The sequence below is a fragment of the Bradyrhizobium sp. LA2.1 genome (genome assembly GCF_040547725.1).
Classification (GTDB): domain Bacteria; phylum Pseudomonadota; class Alphaproteobacteria; order Rhizobiales; family Xanthobacteraceae; genus Bradyrhizobium; species Bradyrhizobium barranii.
In genome coordinates, this window is the sequence record NZ_JBEPQI010000032.1 from 59419 (window position 1) to 77284 (window position 17866).

Below are 17866 nucleotides of genomic sequence, written 5' to 3' on the forward strand. Positions count from 1 at the left end.
GTGATCGGCGAGCTTTCCAATGACAGGACAAACGGCAAGCCGATGACCACCCGGAGCATCCTCATCGTGGAAGACGACCAGGAGACAGGGAGCTTGATCGCGCGTTATTTGCGCGGGCATTCCTTCTCGGTCGATCTGGTGCCGGATGGCCGCGCGATGGATCGCCATATGACGCAGAACCGCGTCGACCTGATCGTGCTCGATATCACGCTGCCGGGAGAGGATGGTCTCAGTCTGTGCCGGCGTCTGCGTGTCGTTCATCCGACACCGATCATCTTCCTCACCGCTAAGAGCGACGAGATCGACCGGATCGTCGGCCTCGAAATGGGAGCTGATGACTACATCGTCAAGCCATTCAATCCGCGCGAGCTGGTTGCGCGCATCAATGCGGTCCTAAGACGCCGGCCAACGGCCACGGTGGGATCGTCAGGAGGCACCACAAAGCGGTTGACGTTCGACGGCTGGCTGATCGACTTGCGGCTGCGCGAGCTGCGTGATCCCGGCGGAGCGAAAATTGCGCTCACGAGCGCCGAGTTCGAGCTTCTCCAGGTGCTTTGTGAACGCCATGGCCGGGTCCTGAGCCGGGAAAACCTCCTGGGCATGACCGGACGTCTGGGCGGCCCGTTCCAGCGCAGCGTCGATGTGCTCGTCAGCCGGCTGCGCGGCAAGCTTGATCGCGTCGAGGGCGTCTCGATGATCCGGACAGTGCGGGCAGGCGGCTACGTTTTTGTGCCCGAGGTGAATGATGCGTGACCTGGTCGGCAAGTCCGCCTTCCCTGGTCACGGTGGAGATCGGCTGTCCGGCTAGTCCGAGGCAATCCAGTTACGCAGCCCGTCGGCCGTACGGAACCCGTCGGCAGCGTAGCAGCGGATCGATGGCAGGAAGCCCTGCATCATCTCGGCAAGCGCGTGACCTGGACCGAGGTCCAGCACGCGGTCGACGCCTTGCTCCGCAAGAGCCTCAAGCGTCGCGGCCCAGTCGATCGGGCGTGCGACCTGGCAGGCGAGCTTTGCCATCGCATCGGACACGGAGAAGATGCGTTCACCGCCATCTCCGGCGAGGAGGATCCGCTGATGCGCGACAGACGCATGGCGGCTCGCCTCCAGCGCCTGTTTCAAGGGGTCACAGGCGCGTTCGAGCCGTGAAGTGTGCGAGGCGATCTTGACGGCGAGAACACCGGCGCGTGCCGCGCTCAGCGTCGACGCCTCCTGGCAGAGATTGACGACATCCCGCCCGGTGCCGCCGACGACGAAAAGAAGCTCGGGATTCCTGATCGCGATCTGGCAGCGATGCTTGTCGAGCAGAGGTTGCAGCGCGGTCCGATCGAGCCCGCGGACATAGCCGAGCCGCCCATCCGGTCCGGCCACGCTGTCCATCAACCGTGCGCGAATATCGGTCAGTCGCAGGGCTTCGTCGGCGGTCCATATTCCCGCAACGCTCCAGGCCGCCGTCTCGCCGACGCTGTAGCCGGCGACGGCGGTCTGACCGGTCAGCAGGTCGGCAATGCAGGCGTGGATTGCGAGCGCCGATGTGACGGTCAGAACCTGACTGACACGGTTGGCGGATAGCTCGTCCGCGCTGCGCGTCCTGACGAGCTCCCGCGGGTCCTCACCGAGACAGTCCGTGGCCGCAACGAAGACCGGCTCCGCGGCAGGCTGCGTCGCGACAAGGTCGAAGATCTTGTCCGACAGGGTGCCTTGTCCGCCGCAGAGCAATGCAAGCATCAGTCCAGCCGATCGATCACGCGGGTTTCAACGGACAGAGCCTCGACAAACAAGGCCATGGCCAGCAGATCTGCCGAGCCGCCCGGGCTGAGATTGCGTGCGACGAAGGCGATGTGGATGCCGGCCGCGCGGTCGCGCCAGCCTGGGCAACCGATTCCGCCCGCGGCAAGAAATGCGGATGCACTGGCCTGCGCGAAGCGCAATCCGTCGGCTCCGCCCCGGTGCAACAGATTGGTGTCGGCGACATCCGCGATCAGCGCCATGCAGGTCTGAACCCGGACCGCCTCCTCATCATGAGGAGCGAGCGTCCGCGCCGCCCCCAGCGCGGGAAGAGCGACGTCGTAGACGGACGGGAAGCCGCAGGCTGCTTCCGCCCTGGCGCCGCCGGCGCCGTAGCGACGCGATGCCACGGCGCCATGGCTGCGGAGGGAAATCGGACCTTCGAGGATCGCCTCGCCCCAGCGTTGCGACACCAGTTCGCCGAGCGGTTTGCGGAGGCTGAGCCTGCTGCGATAGCCGGCCGCGGCGCAGAGCAGACCCAATCCGAAGATCGCGCCGCGATGCGTGTTCACACCCGAGGTCGCGACAAGCATCGCGCGCTCGGCCGCAACCCCGATCGCGCGCAAGCGATCCATGCCCGCGCCCTCGGCGCCCGCGGCGGCGAGCTCGCTGAAGAACGGCGCCAGCGTGTCGGCGCTTTTGCACAGGAGCGCCGCGTCCATGTCGCGATGCGCACCGTTGTCGACATCGCTGACCAGCCCTGGCTTGGGATAGGTCTTGACTTCGCGCTTCAGGCAGAGCGACGCGAGACGGCCGAGCTGCTCCGCGCGGAGTGCGCGTTGCGGCGGTGCTTGCCATCTCAGCGCAAGGTTCATGACGCCGCGCCCGAAAGAAGAAACGCTGCGCGCGTCGTGCTGGCGACACCGGCCGGAGTTTTCACGAGGACTTCGTCCTTGTCGGTCCCGGTCAGCTCGCGCCATTGCACGCCGCCGGCGGGACCCATGATCTCGCCATCCAGCCGCATCGGCGCTTGCTTCGCAATTCCGGCGATGTCGGATGGCAGGGTCTTCGCTCGCGATGCGGCCGCCAGCGGCCAGAGCAGATCGAGGTCCGAACTGTCAGTCAGATAGGGCAGGCCGGTGAGATGCTGCCAAGCCAGACTGCCGAACGTGCGCGTCTCCGGCAGAAGCTGAAGCAGCAGGTCGATCGTCGCACGCCAGTGCGCTGGCGCCGCCGCGGCGACATCGGCCAATAAGGGGGGCGGAGCGGATGCGACGATATCGGTCGCGGCGAGTGAGACCGCAATGCGTCGTTTGCTGTGGCTGGGCGGCAGTGGCAGACCGAGCGGAATCATTCCGGCGACGTCGCCGCATGTTGGCCGGCGAACGATGAGAGGACGGCCGGCCTGCGCCCAGCCTGCGACGATCGACTCGCTGGCGAGCTCGGGATAGCGGCCCATCGCCGCCGCCCAACCGGTGGTCGAGACCTTCACCATGCTGTGGCGGGCGAGAGGCTCAACCATGTTGCGCGTCCTGATGCGAGACCGTCGCGAGCGCGACAACGCGATCGGCGATCTCGGCCGCCTTGCGCCGTCCGCCGCGCTCGGCACCGAGCCGGCCGCGATCGTCCTGTCCTTGCGGCCGTTGCAGCACGGCGGCAAGCTGCGGCGCCAAAGGCGCATTGTCATCCCAGACGACATGAATGCCGCCAGTCATCACCATGTTGTCGAGCCCGGGCGCGAACACGGGCGTTGCTTCGGCCTTGGCTTTCAGCACATCGATCGACAGCTTGGTGACCCGCGCCATCGACGGCAGATCCATCACCGCCGGCTGGGCGCCCGGCAGCGCGACCAGCATGCCGGTGGCAAGTGCCGTTGCGATGAACGCGCCGGCCGCGCTGCCGCCGTAGAGCAGGCCGATGGTGCGATGTCCTTCGGCTTCGGCGAGCAGCAGTGCCTTGGCGAGATGGGACAGATATTCGCTGAGACCCAGCAGCTCGTCGCGCTTGCTCATACGCTGGCTCGACGAATCCACCAGCAACAGGATCGGTGCCCGATCTCCTGATTTGACGATCTCGATCACGCGCCGCGCGAGCACAATGGCTTCGTCCACACCGAGCGGCTGTCCCTGCGTGATGCCGAGCACGTGGATCGGTCCGCCGTCGGGCAACGTCGCCTGTCCCGCGACCATCGCGCCGGTGGTTTCGATCTTGCGGCCGTTCGGGAACAGGCCGGCCAGGATGTCATCGAGCGTCATCGGCATTCTCCCTGTTGGCGGCCGCGCGAAGAAATGCGCCGGTCGGAAGTGCGGGGATCTCGGTCGGCTGCCCGATGCCGAGCGTCTCCCAGATATCGACGGCGTCCTCGGCCTCGCCAAAACGCTGCAGCCGTCGTTCGAGGCGCTTCTGCTCGGCTTCGAGCACCGCCGCGTCGCATCGCCTGCCGACCTTGAGCGCATCGATCGCGGCCTGCCGAAACGCCAGCGCCTCGTCGTCGACGAAGGTGTCGGCGCCGCCGATGAGGTAGCGGTGCTTGCCGCCCATGGTGCGCCAGACCAGCGCGCGGTCGCGCGAGTCGAATTCCTCGATGCCCTTGTTGGTCTCGATCACTTCGGGGCCGCTGACGCTGAGCCGGCCCTGCTCGGAGATGATCAGGCGCGAGCAGGTGCCGGCGATCAGGCTGCCGCCGCCATAGCAGCCGGCGCGCCCGCCGATCAGGCCGACGACGTTGAGGCCAGCGCACCGCGCCTCGACGATCGCGCGCATAATCTCGGCGATGGCGAGCTCGCCGGCATTGGCCTCCTGAAGCCGCACGCCGCCGGTGTCGAACAGGATCAGCATGTCTTGCTTGAGCGCCAGCGCTGCGCGCAGCAGTCCGGTGAGCTTGGCGCCGTGAACTTCGCCGAAGGCGCCGCCCATGAAGCGTCCCTCCTGTGCGGCAACGAGCACGGGCGCGCCGTCCAGCCGGCCGCGGCCAACGACGATGCCGTCGTCGAACTGCTCCGGCAGGTCGAAGATCGCCAGATGCGGGCTTATCTCGCGCAACTCGGGGCCGATGAATTCGGCAAAGCTGCCGGAATCGACCAGCGCGTCGATGCGCTGCCGGGCGCTCGCCTCGTACCAGCTCAGCGGGATATTATTGGTAGCGGCCTCTGTCATCTCTCAGGCTCCTCGATCTTGCGGACGCCTTGCGCGAGGCGCAGTGCGACCGTGTCGGGCCGGGCGCCGCCGTCATTGATGGAGATGCGCAGGCCCCCGGCCGAGCGGCGGGCGACGAAGTCGCGGACCACGGCGTCCCACACCATGCCGAAGCCATGGGCCGTCGTTGCGATGTCGATGGTGCAGACATCCGCCGGGAGATTGCGTTCCAGCAGCACTTCAAGATTGCCGGAGGCGACGACGCCGATGATCGCCTGCGCGCGGCTGCCGCCGGCAGACCTGGGTGCGGTCAGTCTGAAGCTGAGCTTTTCCATGCAGAAACTCCTCACCAATTGCGGAAGCGGCTGGGCGGACGGTAGAGGCCACCGGAGGCCAACATGAGATCCTTGATCGAACGGGCCGCGAGCAGCCGCCGGTCGGCATCGAGTGGATCGATACCGAGGTCCTCGGGGCGCCGGATCACGCCGCGCTGCCTGAGCTGCTCGACCAGTTTCGCGTCACGCCCGCGGCCGATCTCGGTGTATCCGGCAACACCCCTGATCGCCTGCTCGCGCTCGTCCTTGCTCCGGCACATCAGGAGGTTGGCGATGCCTTCCTCGGTGACGATGTGGGTGACGTCGTCCGAGTAGACCATCACCGGCGCAAGATCGAGCTTGAGCTCCTGCGCCAGATCGAGCGCATCGAGCCGCTCGACGAACAAAGGCGCGTTGCGATCGCCAAAGGTCTCGCCGATCTGCACCACCAGCTTGCGGCCGCGGCGCAGCGCTGCATCGGAGTCGGGGTCGGCTTCCGCGCCGGCCTTGAGCCAGGGCTCGCTCGGATGACGACGGCCGCGCGGATCGGAGCCCATGTTGGGCGCGCCGCCGAAGCCGGCGATGCGGCTGGTCGTCACCGTCGAGCTGTGGCCTTCGAGATCGATCTGCAGCGTCGATCCGATGAACATGTCGCAGGCATAGAGGCCCGCCGTCTGGCAGAAGGCGCGGTTCGATCGCAGCGAGCCGTCGGGCCCGGTGAAGAAGACATCGGAACGCGCCGCGACGTAATCCTCCATGCCGACTTCCGATCCGAAGCAATGGATCTGCTCGACCCAGCCGGCTTCGATCGCCGGAATCATCGTCGGATGTGGATTGAGCGCAAAGTGCGTGCAGACCTTGCCCTTGAGGCCGAGCTTCTCGCCATAGGTCGGCAGCAGCAGCTCGATCGCGGCCGTATTGAAACCGATGCCGTGATTGAGCCGGCGCACGCCGTAGGGCGCGTAGATGCCCTTGATCGCCAGCATCGCCGTGAGGATCTGGGTCTCGGTAATGGCGGCGGGATCGCGCGTGAACAGCGGCTCGACATAGAAGGGACGGCCGGCCTCGACCACGAAATGCACGAGGTCGCCGGGGATGTCGACGCGCGGCACCTTGTCGACGATCTCGGTGACCTGGGCCACGACGAGGCCGTTCTTGTAGCTCGTCGCCTCGACGACGGTCGGCGTGTCCTCGGTGTTCGGCCCGGTATAGAGGTTGCCGTCCTTGTCGGCGCTGACCGCCGCGATCAGGGCGACGTTCGGCGTGAGGTCGATGAAATAGCGCGCGAACAGCTCGAGATAGGTGTGAACCGCCCCGAGCTCGATCTTGCGGCCGAACAGCATCTTCGCGATGCGCGCCGCCTGCGGGCCCGAATAGGAGAAGTCGAGTCGCCGCGCGATGCCCTTCTCGAAGATGTCGAGGTGGGACGGCAGCACCACGCCCGATTGCACCATGTGCAGGTCGTGCACGTCATGGGGGTCGAGGTTGGCAAGCGCCGAAGCAAGCATGTCGGCCTGCTTCTGATTGTCGCCCTCCAGGCACACCCGGTCGCCTGACCTGATCACCGCCTTGAGAAACGCGCCCAGGCTCGGGATCAGGACGACCTTTCCCCTGGCATGCTGTCGGCCGGCCGCCAGGCGCTCGCCGAGGGCGGCCTTTTGCATACCCCAATCGCTCATTTCGGCTCCTTGGCATGCGGAGTTGGCTATCGATTGGCCTAATGTATTTGCATTTCCTTCAAAAGTCAATTGGCGTATACACAAACCCATAAACGATGGATATTCGCATACACAGGAGGGAATTTACGATGCGAATGCATGCAGATAGTCCAGGTCCTGGCGATCGTGCTCCGCTCGCAGAGGGGAGGCGCCCGTGACCATTTCCGGCGTAGCGCTTCTCGCGATCTGCACGCTGCTGGGGGGCCTGCTTGGCGACCTGCTCGGCGTCGCCCTCGGTGTGAAGGCCAATGTCGGCGGCGTCGGCATTGCGATGATGTTCCTGATCGCAGCCCGGCTCTGGCTGCTGCGACATGGCCTGCTCAGCCACGGGCTCAAGACCGGCGTCGAGTTCTGGGGCAGCTTCTACATTCCGATCGTGGTCGCCATGGCCGCGCAGCAGAACGTCGTCGCCGCGGCGAAAGGCGGTCCGGTCGTCGTCATTGCGGGCGCCGGCGCAGTCGCGGTGTGTTTCGCGATGGTGGCTTTGATCGGCCGGTTCAGTGGCCCCGTCGAGACCATGGACGAGATCGAGGCCCGAGAGGCGCTCGAGGCGAGCGTGCCTCACTTCAAGTCCGGGAGGATCGGATGACCATGATATCTCACGTTCTCGCCGCGAATTCGCTGATCACCGCCTTCGCCGCGGTCGGAATCCTGATGTGGATCTCCGGCGCGATCTCGAAATACCTCACCTTCGGACGCATTCACGGCTCGGCGATCGCGATCATGCTGGGTCTCCTGCTGGCCTTTTTCGGCGGCATCGCCACCGGCGGTGAAAAGGGCGTCGCCGATCTGCCGGCGCTGACCGGGATCGGCCTGATGGGAGGTGCGATGCTGCGGGACTTTGCCATCGTCGCCACGGCTTTCGAGGTCGATGTCGTCCATGCGCGCAAGGCCGGACTGATCGGTGCGGTCGCACTCGGGTTGGGAACGGTGGTCCCGTTCATTCTCGGCGTGTTCGTTGCCGCGGCGTTTGGCTACACTGATGCCGAATCATTGACGACGATCGGTGCCGGTGCGGTCACCTACATCGTGGGGCCGGTCACGGGCGCGGCAATCGGTGCATCCTCGCCGGTCATTGCGCTTTCGATCGCGACCGGTGTGTTCAAGGCGGTGATCGTGATGATCGGCACGCCCTTCGTGGCGAAAATGATCGGCCTCGATAATCCGCGCAGCGCCATGGTGTTCGGTGGATTGATGGGGACAGTCAGCGGTGTTTCCGGAGGCCTTGCCGCGACCGACCGGCGACTGGTGCCTTACGGGGCGTTGACTGCGACGTTCCATACGGGATTAGGATGCCTGGTCGCACCATCCATCCTCTACTTTGCGGTGCGTGCGATCACAGGAGGCTAAATGGCGGGTTTGCTCAAGGTCGCAACTGATCCGGAAGACGATGCGGGACTGCTGTCCGATCGCATCCGGAACGCGCTGACCGACGAGATCGCCTCAGGCGCGCGCGTCGCCGGTTCGGCCCTGGAAGAGCAGCAACTCGCCGATCTTTTCGGCGCTTCCCGCACGCCGGTGCGGGAGGCGCTTCGCCAACTCGTGGTCAGCGGCCTCGTCGAGGTGCGCGGCCGCCGCGGCCTCGTCGTTGCGCGGATGACGCCGGAGCGGATCATGGACATGTTCGAGACCAGCGCCGAGGTCGAAGCGATGTGCGTCAGGCTTGCGACCTATCGGATGACCCCGCTCGAGCGCAGCCATTTGATCGAGCTGCATGACGCCTCGCTGAAGATGGTCGAGGCCAATGACGTCGATGCCTACGACGCCTTCAACCGGCAATTCCACGAAGGCATCTACCGCGCGACGCACAACTCCTTTCTGGCCGAGCAGGCGCAGGACGTCCGCTCGCGGCTCAGCGCCTTCCGCCGCACCCAATTGCGGCAGGGTGATCGCATCCGCAAGTCTCGCGAAGAGCATGATGCCATCATGCAGGCGATCGCCGAAGGCGACGGCGAGACGGCCTCACGCAGGATGCGTGCGCACATGTTGAACGCCGCCGCCGCGTTGAGACGTTACATCGACGACCGCCTCGATTGAAACTCTCATCGCGAGGCCAAGCCAATAGACCGATGGTCTCCAGCGACTACGGGAATCGCAGCTCGGTAAAGGGCGCGTGACTGGGATGCGCCTTCCTCAATCCGAATGAGGGGTCGACTCTCGGCAGCTGATCTCGGTCGCTGGCGGCGTATGCACTGATCAGTGATCAATCTCAAGGTTGCCGCCGGGCTATTCTGTCGCCGTTGGCGGCAGTGTCGAGGACAGCGCCAAGAGCCAGGCGCTAATTGTGGCGGTGGTACCGCTGATGTTGCTAAGCATGGCGACAATCCTGATGCTGCAGCTGCAGAGCTTCCAGCGTCTCTTCCTCGTGTTCGCAGTGGCGCCTCTCGCGCTGATCGGCGTGGTCGCCGCGCTGCTGCCGAGTGGAGCACCTTTAGGCTTCGTAGCGATTCTCGGTGTGTTGGCACTGATCGGCAATTGATCCGCAACCCCGTGATTCCCGTCGTGCAGATCGAACGTTTGCGCGAGGAAGGCCGGGCGCCTTGGGAGGCTGTGGTAGAGGCAACCGAGCACCGAATGCGTCCGATCATGCTGACTGCGGCTGCGGCAAGCCTCGCACTGATCCCGATAGCCCGGGAGGTGTTTTGGGGGCCGATGGCCTATGCCATGATGGGCGGCATCATCGTCGGCACGGTTCTCACCCTGATATTCCTTCCGGCGCTTTACGTCGCCTGGTTCCGAATCGAGCAACCCATTGATCCGGTGGACCCAGTACAGGCGCCGATGGCCAAGTGTTCTTTTCAGCAGCTCGGCGGGGGCGACTGCATGAGAACAAAACCGAAGGAAAGTTAGAACCGCCGCGCGCACGCGCGAGTCATAACTCTTTGATCAGGATTTGTTTTACTCCAATCCATCACCGGCCGTGCCAAGGTCAGATGAGGTCGCCAATCCTGACCTATCGTCGAGAGGCCGCGTCGCCACGGTGCTTTCGCTACGCTGGGCATCAACTCACTTTACTACGAGAAATCGCGATTGAGAGGGGGACATCTGGTGAACTTTCAGTCTCAACCGAGGTGGCCACCATCATCGATGGCGACATGGATGCTGACGAGAACGTGCTGCACGCGCTGCCCCTCTATCATGCGCCCAGCTCGACGTCTTCCTGGGCCCCAAGTTTATTTCGGTGCCTCGGGCGTCATCACGGCAAGCCGATCGCCGAACGTCCTGGCGTTGACCGCGCGGCGACCGCAGTCGAACGCCTTGCGCCAACGATCTCGTTGGACAGTCAACTTCCCCTGCACGGTGGAAATGGCTGCCAACAGCTTCTTCAGCTCGGCGAGCATCGCCCTGAGAGCCTGCTCGCTGCTCACTATCGCCAACCCATCTGAGCGAGCCGCGACCGGCTCCAACCTTTCCTATATCGTGACTCTGCCTGACGGGGCATTGGGCCCCTGGTACCGCATCAATGGGCGCAAGATGTGGATGGTAAAGATGCGAGCACGAGATCGGCGAAGATATCCTGCTCTTGCTGTTGGCCTTGATTCCGAACACTAGCGGTCAGGAGACACAGGAACGAATGGGATATCGTTGTCAGATGTCGCGATTGTTGGCGCGTGCGGCTTCTGTCCTTCCATTCCTGGTCATCGATAGCGTTTTCCCGTCGAGCCTATCGAGCAAGCACGCTGCATTTTCAGACCGGCAGCTAACCGACAAGCCATGCAAGTCTAAGCTTTGTCGACGGAGCATAGAGCAGCGGATGTCTTCGCTAAACTCAATGCTCGCAAAAAGTAATGCGGACCGAAAGCCGAAGGGCTTCAAGCGTTGCGGGATGGCATGCTTGTTGACCCTATCGAAAAGCCCGGTCCGGAAGCGCCGCGATATCGTCTGCCAGGTCGACGAAATGTCGGCGGACCGCTGCTTCTGCAGCGTCCGGATCGCCCGACAAGATCGCATCCGACATTGTTTTGAAGCTTGTGAGTCGGTGGTTTTCCGTTGCATTCGGAAAAGTGCGAAATTGCGCGCGGACGATGTGGATCTGCAGCGTCGGAAGCAGCCGGTGCAATTCCTTGTTGCCGCCGAGCTTGGTGATTGTGCGAAAGAAGTTGCTGCATGCACGGCCGAATTCAAAGAAGTCACTGTCATGTGCGAAGGCGAGTAACGCATTCGTACTCGCCACCAAAGTCTCGCGATCATTGCCAAGATCAATGCGCTCTGCTGCGCTTCTCGCCGCGAGCGCGAACAACCACTGCATCACGGTGAGGGAATCGCGCGCTTCGATGCGAGTGAGGCGCGGAATCTGTGCGCCACGGTTAAATCCAATCGACACCACGCCCTCGTTCATGAGCATCTTCAGTGCTTCGCGCACTACAAAGCGGCTGACGCCATGGTCGCGGATGAGGTCGGCTTCGACCAAACGCTGGCCCGGAACGTAGCGGCCTTCATAGAGCCCGCGGATTATCTCTCGAAACAGTTCGTAAGCGGCGCTCACCGCGCGCTTTCGGGGCGCACTATCAATTGCCATCGCCGGTTCTGCGTTCGCAGATGCAATGGTTTTCGGCATGTTTGTCCTCAATCCTTTCGATGCGGAGATGTCGCGGCCAATGTAACGGCAGGCTCGGCCAAGATCATTCATCTCCAAGATTTTCAATCTGCGCATATTGATTATCAATTTTGTATATGTATAAGTGTTCAACAATCAATCCAATAGTTCAGTGAGGGAACATTCGCTGACAGGGTGGACGTTTGTGAAACATTCAATCGAAACAGTCCTTTGGGCTAAAAAGTTCGGCGCACTGAGGCGGTCCCGCACGCAGATGGAAAGATTGCCGGGCGCTGGAACTCTGGCCAGTCTAGGCGATGTTACGTGCCTGGCCGGGCAAACGCTTCCATCATTCCGGTACGTAGGCGATCACGCATTGCAGTGTCGCGGCCTTTGGGCGGACCCTGCCTTTGCCGGGGGCTGGATTTTCGAACGCCAACAACTTCGCCGTTCTCGCCACGATCTGTCGCGGTCGCGACAGGTCGCAAGAGAGCTTCGCCGGGACAGCATCTTCCGACACAAGGGCGTGCATGCGCGCTGGCCATCCCGCAGTCCGCCTCGATCTGCTGGCCACTCACTAATTCTTCCATGAGCTCTTCGCTGAAATCTCGTCAAAGAACCCAAGGCCAAAGACGAACTACCTATCGATGGTTGCCTTCCGCAACGACAGTATCAGCGGCATCAAATCTGCGATGCTACCTATGGCAACTACATGATCCGTCGAGCCCGCAGTTGATGCACACGATCGCAGAGCAGATGTGACGATCTGAACAAGTGCCAGTCTGTGTTCGGCTGGGTCTGAGGAAAAAGACAAGAAAGCCGAAAAACGGACACAAGCACTGTTAGGGGGGCACTCATGAAGCTTATTGCTATGATAATTCGTATGGCGGACTTCGTTATTGTTTCACGAATCCAGGCGAGGCGGGTTCTTGCGGTTCTGCTAGCTCTTCTGCTGATTGATGAGACCGGCGCCGCAATGGCGCAAGACAAGCCTCCGCTGAAGTTGGGGGCAATCCTCGATATGTCCGGCCTTTATGCCGACATTACCGGAATAGGTAGCGAAACTGCGGCCAAGATGGCGGCTGAGGATTTCGGCGGTGAGGTGCTCGGTCGGAAGATCCAAATCGTCGCAGCCGATCACCTCAACAAGGCTGACCAGGCGGCAAATATCGCGCGCGACATGCTCGACAATCAAGGTGTTGAGGCAATCATTGATGTTGCGGCCTCAGCGACCGCGCTTGCGGCGAATGAGATTGCAAAAGCCCGCGGCAAGATCATCATACTCACTAGCCCAGGCTCGGTTCGTTTAACGAATGAGGCCTGTGGTCCATATACTATCCACTATACGTTCGACACCTATGGTCAGGCCAACGTCACGGGCCTTGCCACGGTAAGACAAGGACTCGATACTTGGTTCTTTCTCACCGTCGACTATGCTTTCGGCCAGGATCTCGAGCGCGATACTTCCAATGTTGTGATCAAATCTGGCGGTAGGGTTCTCGGCAGCGTGAAGCACCCCCTCAACACGTCGGACTTCTCGTCCTTCCTGCTGCAGGCACAAGCCTCTAAGGCCAAGGTTGTAGGTCTCGCCAACGCGGGCGGTGACACGATCACTGGGATAAAGCAAGCGGCCGAATTCGGTCTTACTCGTACTGGTGGACAGAAGCTGTCACCGCTGCTCGCTTTTGTCTCCGACATCGACAGTGTGGGCCTCCAGACCGCGCAAGGCTTGCTCCTCGCTGAATCATGGTACTGGGACCTAAACGATGAAACCCGCGCCTTCACAAAGCGTTTCCAGGAGCACACCAACCGCGTGCCGACTTCCGTCCAGGCCGCTCTTTACTCGGCCGTCGGTCACTACCTGAAGGCAGTGAAGGCGGCCGGGACCACAGAGACCGCCGCGGTCATGAAGGCGATGAAGGAAGCACCCATCAATGACATGTTCGCCAAGAACGGCAAGATCCGCGAAGACGGCCGGATGATTCACGACATGTATCTATTCGAAGTGAAACAGCCTTCGGAATCAAAAGGGCGCTGGGACTACTACAAGCTGATGGCGACCGTCCCCGGCGATAAGGCATTCCAGCCGCTGGAAGCGTCGCGCTGTCCCCTGCTCAAGAAGTAGTTTGCTGATCGCTCATTCCCGTCATCATGGCAAGAACAGCAGGTCATGGTATCTACGTCCGAAAAGATGCCGAGTACGGCAACAAACGGGGCAGCATGGTGAGACTTCGCAAACCGATGCAGTAGCCCTAAGGACATGAAGAACGGCATTAAGCGAAATAAGGTGGTAGCAGTCATGACTGAGATCGTTATCGCGAGCGGCATGCGTACGCCGTTCGGTGATTTTGGGAAATCGCTCCGCGATGTGCCGCTTATCGAACTTGGTGCGCATGCAGCGCGTGCCACAATGGAGCGCGGCGGACTTGCCGCCGAGCGCATCGATCACCTCGTCTGGGGGAATGTGCTTCCGGTAGACCAGGAGGGCTACCTTGCGGCGCGCGCAATAGCTCTGAAGGCCGGACTGTCCGACGTTTCTACGGCAATGAATGTCAATCGCGCCTGCGGATCCGGTCTTCAGGCCATCATTTCGGCTGCCGAACACATTGCCAGCGGTCATTCACAACTGGCCCTGGCCGGCGGCGGCGAGAACTTTTCGCGCGCACCCTACATTGTCACTGGTGCTCGCTGGGGCGTCAAGCGGGGTCCGCAGATCATGATCGACGCGCTAGATTGGACCTATCGCGACCCCCTGAGCCTGGAGCTCATGGGCGAGACCGCGGAGAACCTTGCCGAGGACTACCAGTACACGCGTGAGGCGATGGACGAATTCGCTTTGACCAGCCAAAGGCGAGCCGGAGCAGCGGCGGACAGCGGTTTTCTCGCCCGGCAGATCGCTCCGATTGATGTGCCAGACGGCAGGGCGAAGCGTTCCTTCGACAAGGACGAGTTTCCGCGACCGACGATCGCGCCGGAAAAGATTGCGTCCATGAAGCCCGTGTTTCGCGAAGGAGGAAGGGTCACGCCGGCCAATTCCAGTGGTGTGACGGATGGAGCGGCGTTCATCGTAGTTGCCCAGCGCGGTGCAGCTGAAGCTGCGGGGGTGCGACCACGCGCGAGAATCGTTGACTACGCGATTGCCGGCGTCCCGCCTCGCATAATGGGATGTGGTCCCGTGCCCGCTACACGTAAGTTGCTTGAGCGCCAGAACCTGAAGATTTCTGACATCGACTATTTTGAGGTCAATGAAGCATTTGCTTCGGTGAACTTGCATGCGGAAGCACAACTCGGAGTTCCGCGCGATGCTACCAATCTTTATGGCGGCGGCATTTCAATCGGCCATCCACCCGGCGCGACGGGCGTGCGGATGGCGATCACCGCACTACAACATCTCGAGGACGTCAACGGCCATCGTGCCGTCCTGACGCTCTGTATGGGCGGTGGTCAGGGCCTTTCCGTCCTGATCGAACGGATCGCGTAACGGGAGGAAATCAATCGTGACTCAAAAACTGGTAACTTCCCAGATCAACGGCGTTGTAGGCACGATCGTAGTGCGGAGACCAAAAGCACTCAACGCCCTGAATGCAGCGGTCTTGAAGCAGTTGCTCGACGCCATCAACGAACTGTCATCTGATTCTGCGGTGCGGGTCTTGCAGCTAACGGGTGAGGGCGATCGTGCTTTCATTGCAGGCGCCGACATTTCCGAGTTCGTAGGCGCCTCTCCCGCGGATGCTCTCGCAATTGCGGCACGGATCAAGCACGTCACCGACGCCTTGGTGGAATGTCCCAAACCCGTAGTCGCCGTGGTCAACGGTTTCTGCTTGGGAGGAGGTCTCGAACTCGCTCTCGCTTGTGATATTCGGATCGCATCGAGCAAGGCACAGTTTGGCCTGCCAGAAGTCAAGCTTGGCATTCTTCCCGGTGGCGGCGGTACGGTACGCCTAACCAAGTTGGTCGGCGCGTCGGTTGCACGCTTGCTCGCGATGACAGGGGATCCCATATCGGCCTCGCGTGCGCTTGAGCTGGGTCTGATTGCCTCGATGCATGAACCTGAAAACTTGCCAGACGCGGCTCAAGAGCTGGCCCTAAAGCTGGCCGCGCATTCACCGTTTGCGCTGGCGCAGCTGAAGTCCTCGCTCAAGGTTGCTGTCGACGCCGATACAGAGGCGGCCTGTCAGGCTGAAATCAAGGCCTTCGCCTTGTGCTACTCGACGAAAGACAAGGAAGAGGGCGCCAGAGCTTTTCTCGAGAAGAGGACACCAGTGTTCACTGGAAGTTAGCAACCGATGTCATCGCGCTCCCACCAAATAGACGTAGACCGCGGAGGGAGTTGGCAAGTTCTTACCCTGGAGCGACACTCTTGATTACTATCGATCGGCGCGATCTAGCGTTCCAGCTCTTCGATCTGCTCCACGTAGATGACCTGCAGGCGACACAGCGATACGCCGACTACGATCGACCGAGCATTGAAGCGGCGCTCGATTCGGCAGAACGTATTGCCGTCGAACATTTTCTGCCCCACGCGGCTGACCTCGACGAGAACGAGCCGCGCTTCGTCGATGGCCGAGTGCTGATGGGCGCTGGCGTTGGCAAGGCGCTCGCTGCATACAGGGATGCAGGATTTTTCGGTGCCGGCTTCGAAAATGAATGGGGCGGGGCCCAAATGCCGGAGACGGTCCGCAGCGCCTGCGCTTATATCTTCTCAGCGGCAAACATTAGTACGGCTGGCTATCCTCTCTTGACCATCGCGGCAGCCAACCTCCTCGCCGCGTTCGGCTCGCCCGAACAGAAGAATACTTTCCTCAAACCAATGGTCGAAGGCCGCTTCTTCGGAACGATGTGCCTGTCGGAGCCGCAGGCAGGTTCTTCACTGTCGGACATTACAACCCGCGCCGAACCGCAACCCGACGGTCATTTTCACATTTACGGCCGCAAGATGTGGATATCAGGTGGAGATCAGGACATTTCCGAGAACATCGTTCACATGGTGCTGGCGAGAATTCCTGGGAGCCCGCCCGGCGTGAAGGGAATTTCACTCTTCATCGCTCCCAAGTATCTTATTTCCAGCGATGGCAAGCTCGGCGGTCGCAACGGCATAGCGCTCGCTGGCCTCAATCACAAGATGGGGTATCGAGGTACAACCAATACGTTGCTCCATTTCGGCGAAGATGCGCCGTGCATCGGCTATCTGATAGGCGAGGCCAATAAGGGCCTCGCATACATGTTCCAGATGATGAATGAGGCACGCATCGCCGTTGGCCTTGGCGCCACGGCCTTGGGAGCCGCCGGCTACAGCGTGTCACTCGCTTACGCGCGTGAACGAGCTCAGGGTCGCCATCCGGACGGTAAGAATGCCGCACTTCCTCAAGTCCCAATAATCGAGCATGCCGATATCAAGCGATTGCTCCTAATGCAAAAAGCTGCGGTTCAGGGAGCTTTGGGGCTATTGCTCTACGCTGCAAGGCTCGTCGATCGGATCCGTACCGGCACGGATGAAATTGAGCGTCGCGACGACGAATTGCTGCTTGATCTGTTGACGCCGCTAGCAAAATCCTGGCCATCTGAGTTTTGCCTGGAGGCCAACAAGCATGCGATTCAGGTACTCGGCGGTTATGGGTACGCGCGCGATTACCCGGTTGAGCGGCTCTATCGGGACAATCGTCTCAACCCGATCCACGAAGGTACGCACGGCATGCAAGCGCTTGACTTGCTTGGCCGGAAGGTCATCCAGGCTGGCGGCAGTGCGCTGAAGATCCTGGTGGCCCGCATTTTGGCGGATGCTGGCAGAGCCAGGGAGATCGGGGCGCTTCGCTCCCACGCAGAAGTCCTGACGGACCATTTGTCGGAATTGGTCGCGACGACAGAAACTCTCGTTGCTATCCTCTCTGACCAACCAAGACTCGCCCTTGCCAATGCAACAGTCTACCTCGACATGATGGGCCATATCGTGGTCGCATGGATGTGGTTGACGCAAGCCGTTACCGCGGTTCGGATGTTGGAATCGGGCAAAGGCGATCCAGATTTCCTTCGAGGTAAAATCACAACCTGCCAGTTCTTCTTTTCTTACGAACTGCCAAAGGCCCGAACCCAGCGGGCGTTGCTCGACAGCCTCGACGAGACGACGTTGTTGATGCAACCCCAGTGGTTTTGAGCGAGGAAGCACGCATGTCGGAAATCGCGGCAGTTCGCCTGAGCAACCACTGCGCATACGGCCAGTCGCATTAGGTTCGGCAAGGGAGCTCCCGAGTTGATCTTGATGCAGGAGCGTGTCAGGGAAGTGCGCACTATGATGCATAGCGCGCCTGCTCACGCCCGGCGTTGGATGATCTGGCGAAGATAGAGATCGCGATGAGCAGAGGACGCTCTGCCAAACAAGACTTGGTAGGTCGTCGATTTGGCAATCCAGATGCAGGAGAGTTGTAACCAGCAGCGATTTT

The 17866-nt window shown here is 61.7% G+C and carries 17 protein-coding genes and 1 pseudogene; 9 read left to right on the forward strand and 9 right to left on the reverse strand.

Translation table 11 applies throughout. The features are described 5' to 3' along the window. Nucleotides 1-42: 42 nt before the first annotated feature. On the forward strand, nt 43-753 hold the full coding sequence (locus tag ABIB95_RS40815) for a response regulator (RefSeq protein WP_354116604.1): 711 nt from the start codon (nt 43-45) through the stop codon (nt 751-753). Between the two features lie 51 nt (nt 754-804). On the opposite strand, the gene ABIB95_RS40820 is transcribed toward ABIB95_RS40815, so the two are convergent. From ABIB95_RS40820 to mdcA, 7 genes are read right to left on the reverse strand one after another with little or no spacing between them, the layout of a single operon-like run. After that, nucleotides 805-1725 (reverse strand): acyltransferase domain-containing protein, encoded by a 921-nt coding sequence (locus tag ABIB95_RS40820; protein WP_354116595.1) that lies wholly within the window; start codon nt 1723-1725, stop codon nt 805-807. Beyond that, nucleotides 1725-2600 carry a triphosphoribosyl-dephospho-CoA synthase MdcB gene (gene mdcB / locus ABIB95_RS40825; protein WP_354116605.1) on the reverse strand — a complete coding sequence of 292 codons (876 nt, stop codon included), beginning with the start codon at nt 2598-2600 and terminating at the stop codon, nt 1725-1727. Before mdcB ends, ABIB95_RS40820 begins: the two co-directional genes overlap by 1 nt. Then, a complete protein-coding gene (gene mdcG / locus ABIB95_RS40830) occupies nt 2597-3247 on the reverse strand; it encodes a malonate decarboxylase holo-[acyl-carrier-protein] synthase (protein ID WP_354116596.1) in 651 nt (216 codons plus the stop codon). Before mdcG ends, mdcB begins: the two co-directional genes overlap by 4 nt. After that, nucleotides 3240-3980, reverse strand: coding sequence for a biotin-independent malonate decarboxylase subunit gamma (gene mdcE / locus ABIB95_RS40835; RefSeq protein ID WP_354116597.1), 741 nt, complete (start codon nt 3978-3980; stop codon nt 3240-3242). Before mdcE ends, mdcG begins: the two co-directional genes overlap by 8 nt. After that, nucleotides 3967-4881, reverse strand: coding sequence for a biotin-independent malonate decarboxylase subunit beta (locus ABIB95_RS40840; protein WP_354116598.1), 915 nt, complete (start codon nt 4879-4881; stop codon nt 3967-3969). Before ABIB95_RS40840 ends, mdcE begins: the two co-directional genes overlap by 14 nt. Beyond that, nucleotides 4878-5195, reverse strand: coding sequence for a malonate decarboxylase acyl carrier protein (gene mdcC, locus ABIB95_RS40845; RefSeq protein ID WP_354121702.1), 318 nt, complete (start codon nt 5193-5195; stop codon nt 4878-4880). Before mdcC ends, ABIB95_RS40840 begins: the two co-directional genes overlap by 4 nt. An 11-nt stretch (nt 5196-5206) precedes the next feature. After that, the gene (gene mdcA, locus ABIB95_RS40850) at nt 5207-6853 is read right to left on the reverse strand and encodes a malonate decarboxylase subunit alpha (protein ID WP_354121703.1); all 1647 of its coding nucleotides are present in this window, start codon (nt 6851-6853) and stop codon (nt 5207-5209) included. Nucleotides 6854-7046: 193 nt separating this feature from the next. On the opposite strand from mdcA, the gene madL reads away from it, so the two are divergent. The 4 genes and pseudogenes from madL to ABIB95_RS40870 form a co-directional block, all read left to right on the forward strand. Further along, nucleotides 7047-7481, forward strand: coding sequence for a malonate transporter subunit MadL (gene madL, locus ABIB95_RS40855; protein WP_354121704.1), 435 nt, complete (start codon nt 7047-7049; stop codon nt 7479-7481). Further along, nucleotides 7478-8242: a malonate transporter subunit MadM gene (gene madM, locus ABIB95_RS40860; protein WP_354121705.1), complete on the forward strand. Its 765-nt coding sequence runs from the start codon at nt 7478-7480 to the stop codon at nt 8240-8242. The genes madL and madM overlap by 4 nt, the downstream gene beginning before the upstream one ends. After that, nucleotides 8243-8929 carry a GntR family transcriptional regulator gene (locus ABIB95_RS40865; RefSeq protein ID WP_354116402.1) on the forward strand — a complete coding sequence of 229 codons (687 nt, stop codon included), beginning with the start codon at nt 8243-8245 and terminating at the stop codon, nt 8927-8929. It abuts the gene before it with no gap. A 172-nt stretch (nt 8930-9101) separates the two neighbouring features. Beyond that, nucleotides 9102-9742 (forward strand): annotated as a pseudogene (locus ABIB95_RS40870) (efflux RND transporter permease subunit); the annotation flags it as partial. Nucleotides 9743-10065: 323 nt separating this feature from the next. Here the strand turns inward: ABIB95_RS40870 and ABIB95_RS40875 are convergent. Beyond that, a complete protein-coding gene (locus ABIB95_RS40875) occupies nt 10066-10260 on the reverse strand; it encodes a hypothetical protein (protein WP_354116401.1) in 195 nt (64 codons plus the stop codon). A 476-nt stretch (nt 10261-10736) separates the two neighbouring features. Continuing rightward, nucleotides 10737-11582, reverse strand: a complete 846-nt coding sequence (locus ABIB95_RS40880; RefSeq protein ID WP_354116400.1) for a GntR family transcriptional regulator — start codon at nt 11580-11582, stop codon at nt 10737-10739. A gap of 823 nt (nt 11583-12405) precedes the next feature. On the opposite strand from ABIB95_RS40880, the gene ABIB95_RS40885 reads away from it, so the two are divergent. The 4 genes from ABIB95_RS40885 (at nt 12406) to ABIB95_RS40900 (ending at nt 17580) form a co-directional block, all read left to right on the forward strand. Further along, nucleotides 12406-13554: an ABC transporter substrate-binding protein gene (locus ABIB95_RS40885; RefSeq protein WP_354116406.1), complete on the forward strand. Its 1149-nt coding sequence runs from the start codon at nt 12406-12408 to the stop codon at nt 13552-13554. 135 nt (nt 13555-13689) lie between these two features. Beyond that, complete coding sequence (locus ABIB95_RS40890) at nt 13690-14910, forward strand: thiolase family protein (RefSeq protein ID WP_354116399.1); 1221 nt, start codon at nt 13690-13692, stop codon at nt 14908-14910. 16 nt (nt 14911-14926) lie between these two features. Next, the gene (locus ABIB95_RS40895) at nt 14927-15709 is read left to right on the forward strand and encodes an enoyl-CoA hydratase/isomerase family protein (RefSeq protein WP_354116398.1); all 783 of its coding nucleotides are present in this window, start codon (nt 14927-14929) and stop codon (nt 15707-15709) included. 80 nt (nt 15710-15789) lie between these two features. Beyond that, entirely contained in the window at nt 15790-17580 is a 1791-nt protein-coding gene (locus ABIB95_RS40900) for an acyl-CoA dehydrogenase (RefSeq protein WP_354116397.1), read from the forward strand. Nucleotides 17581-17866 lie beyond the last annotated feature (286 nt).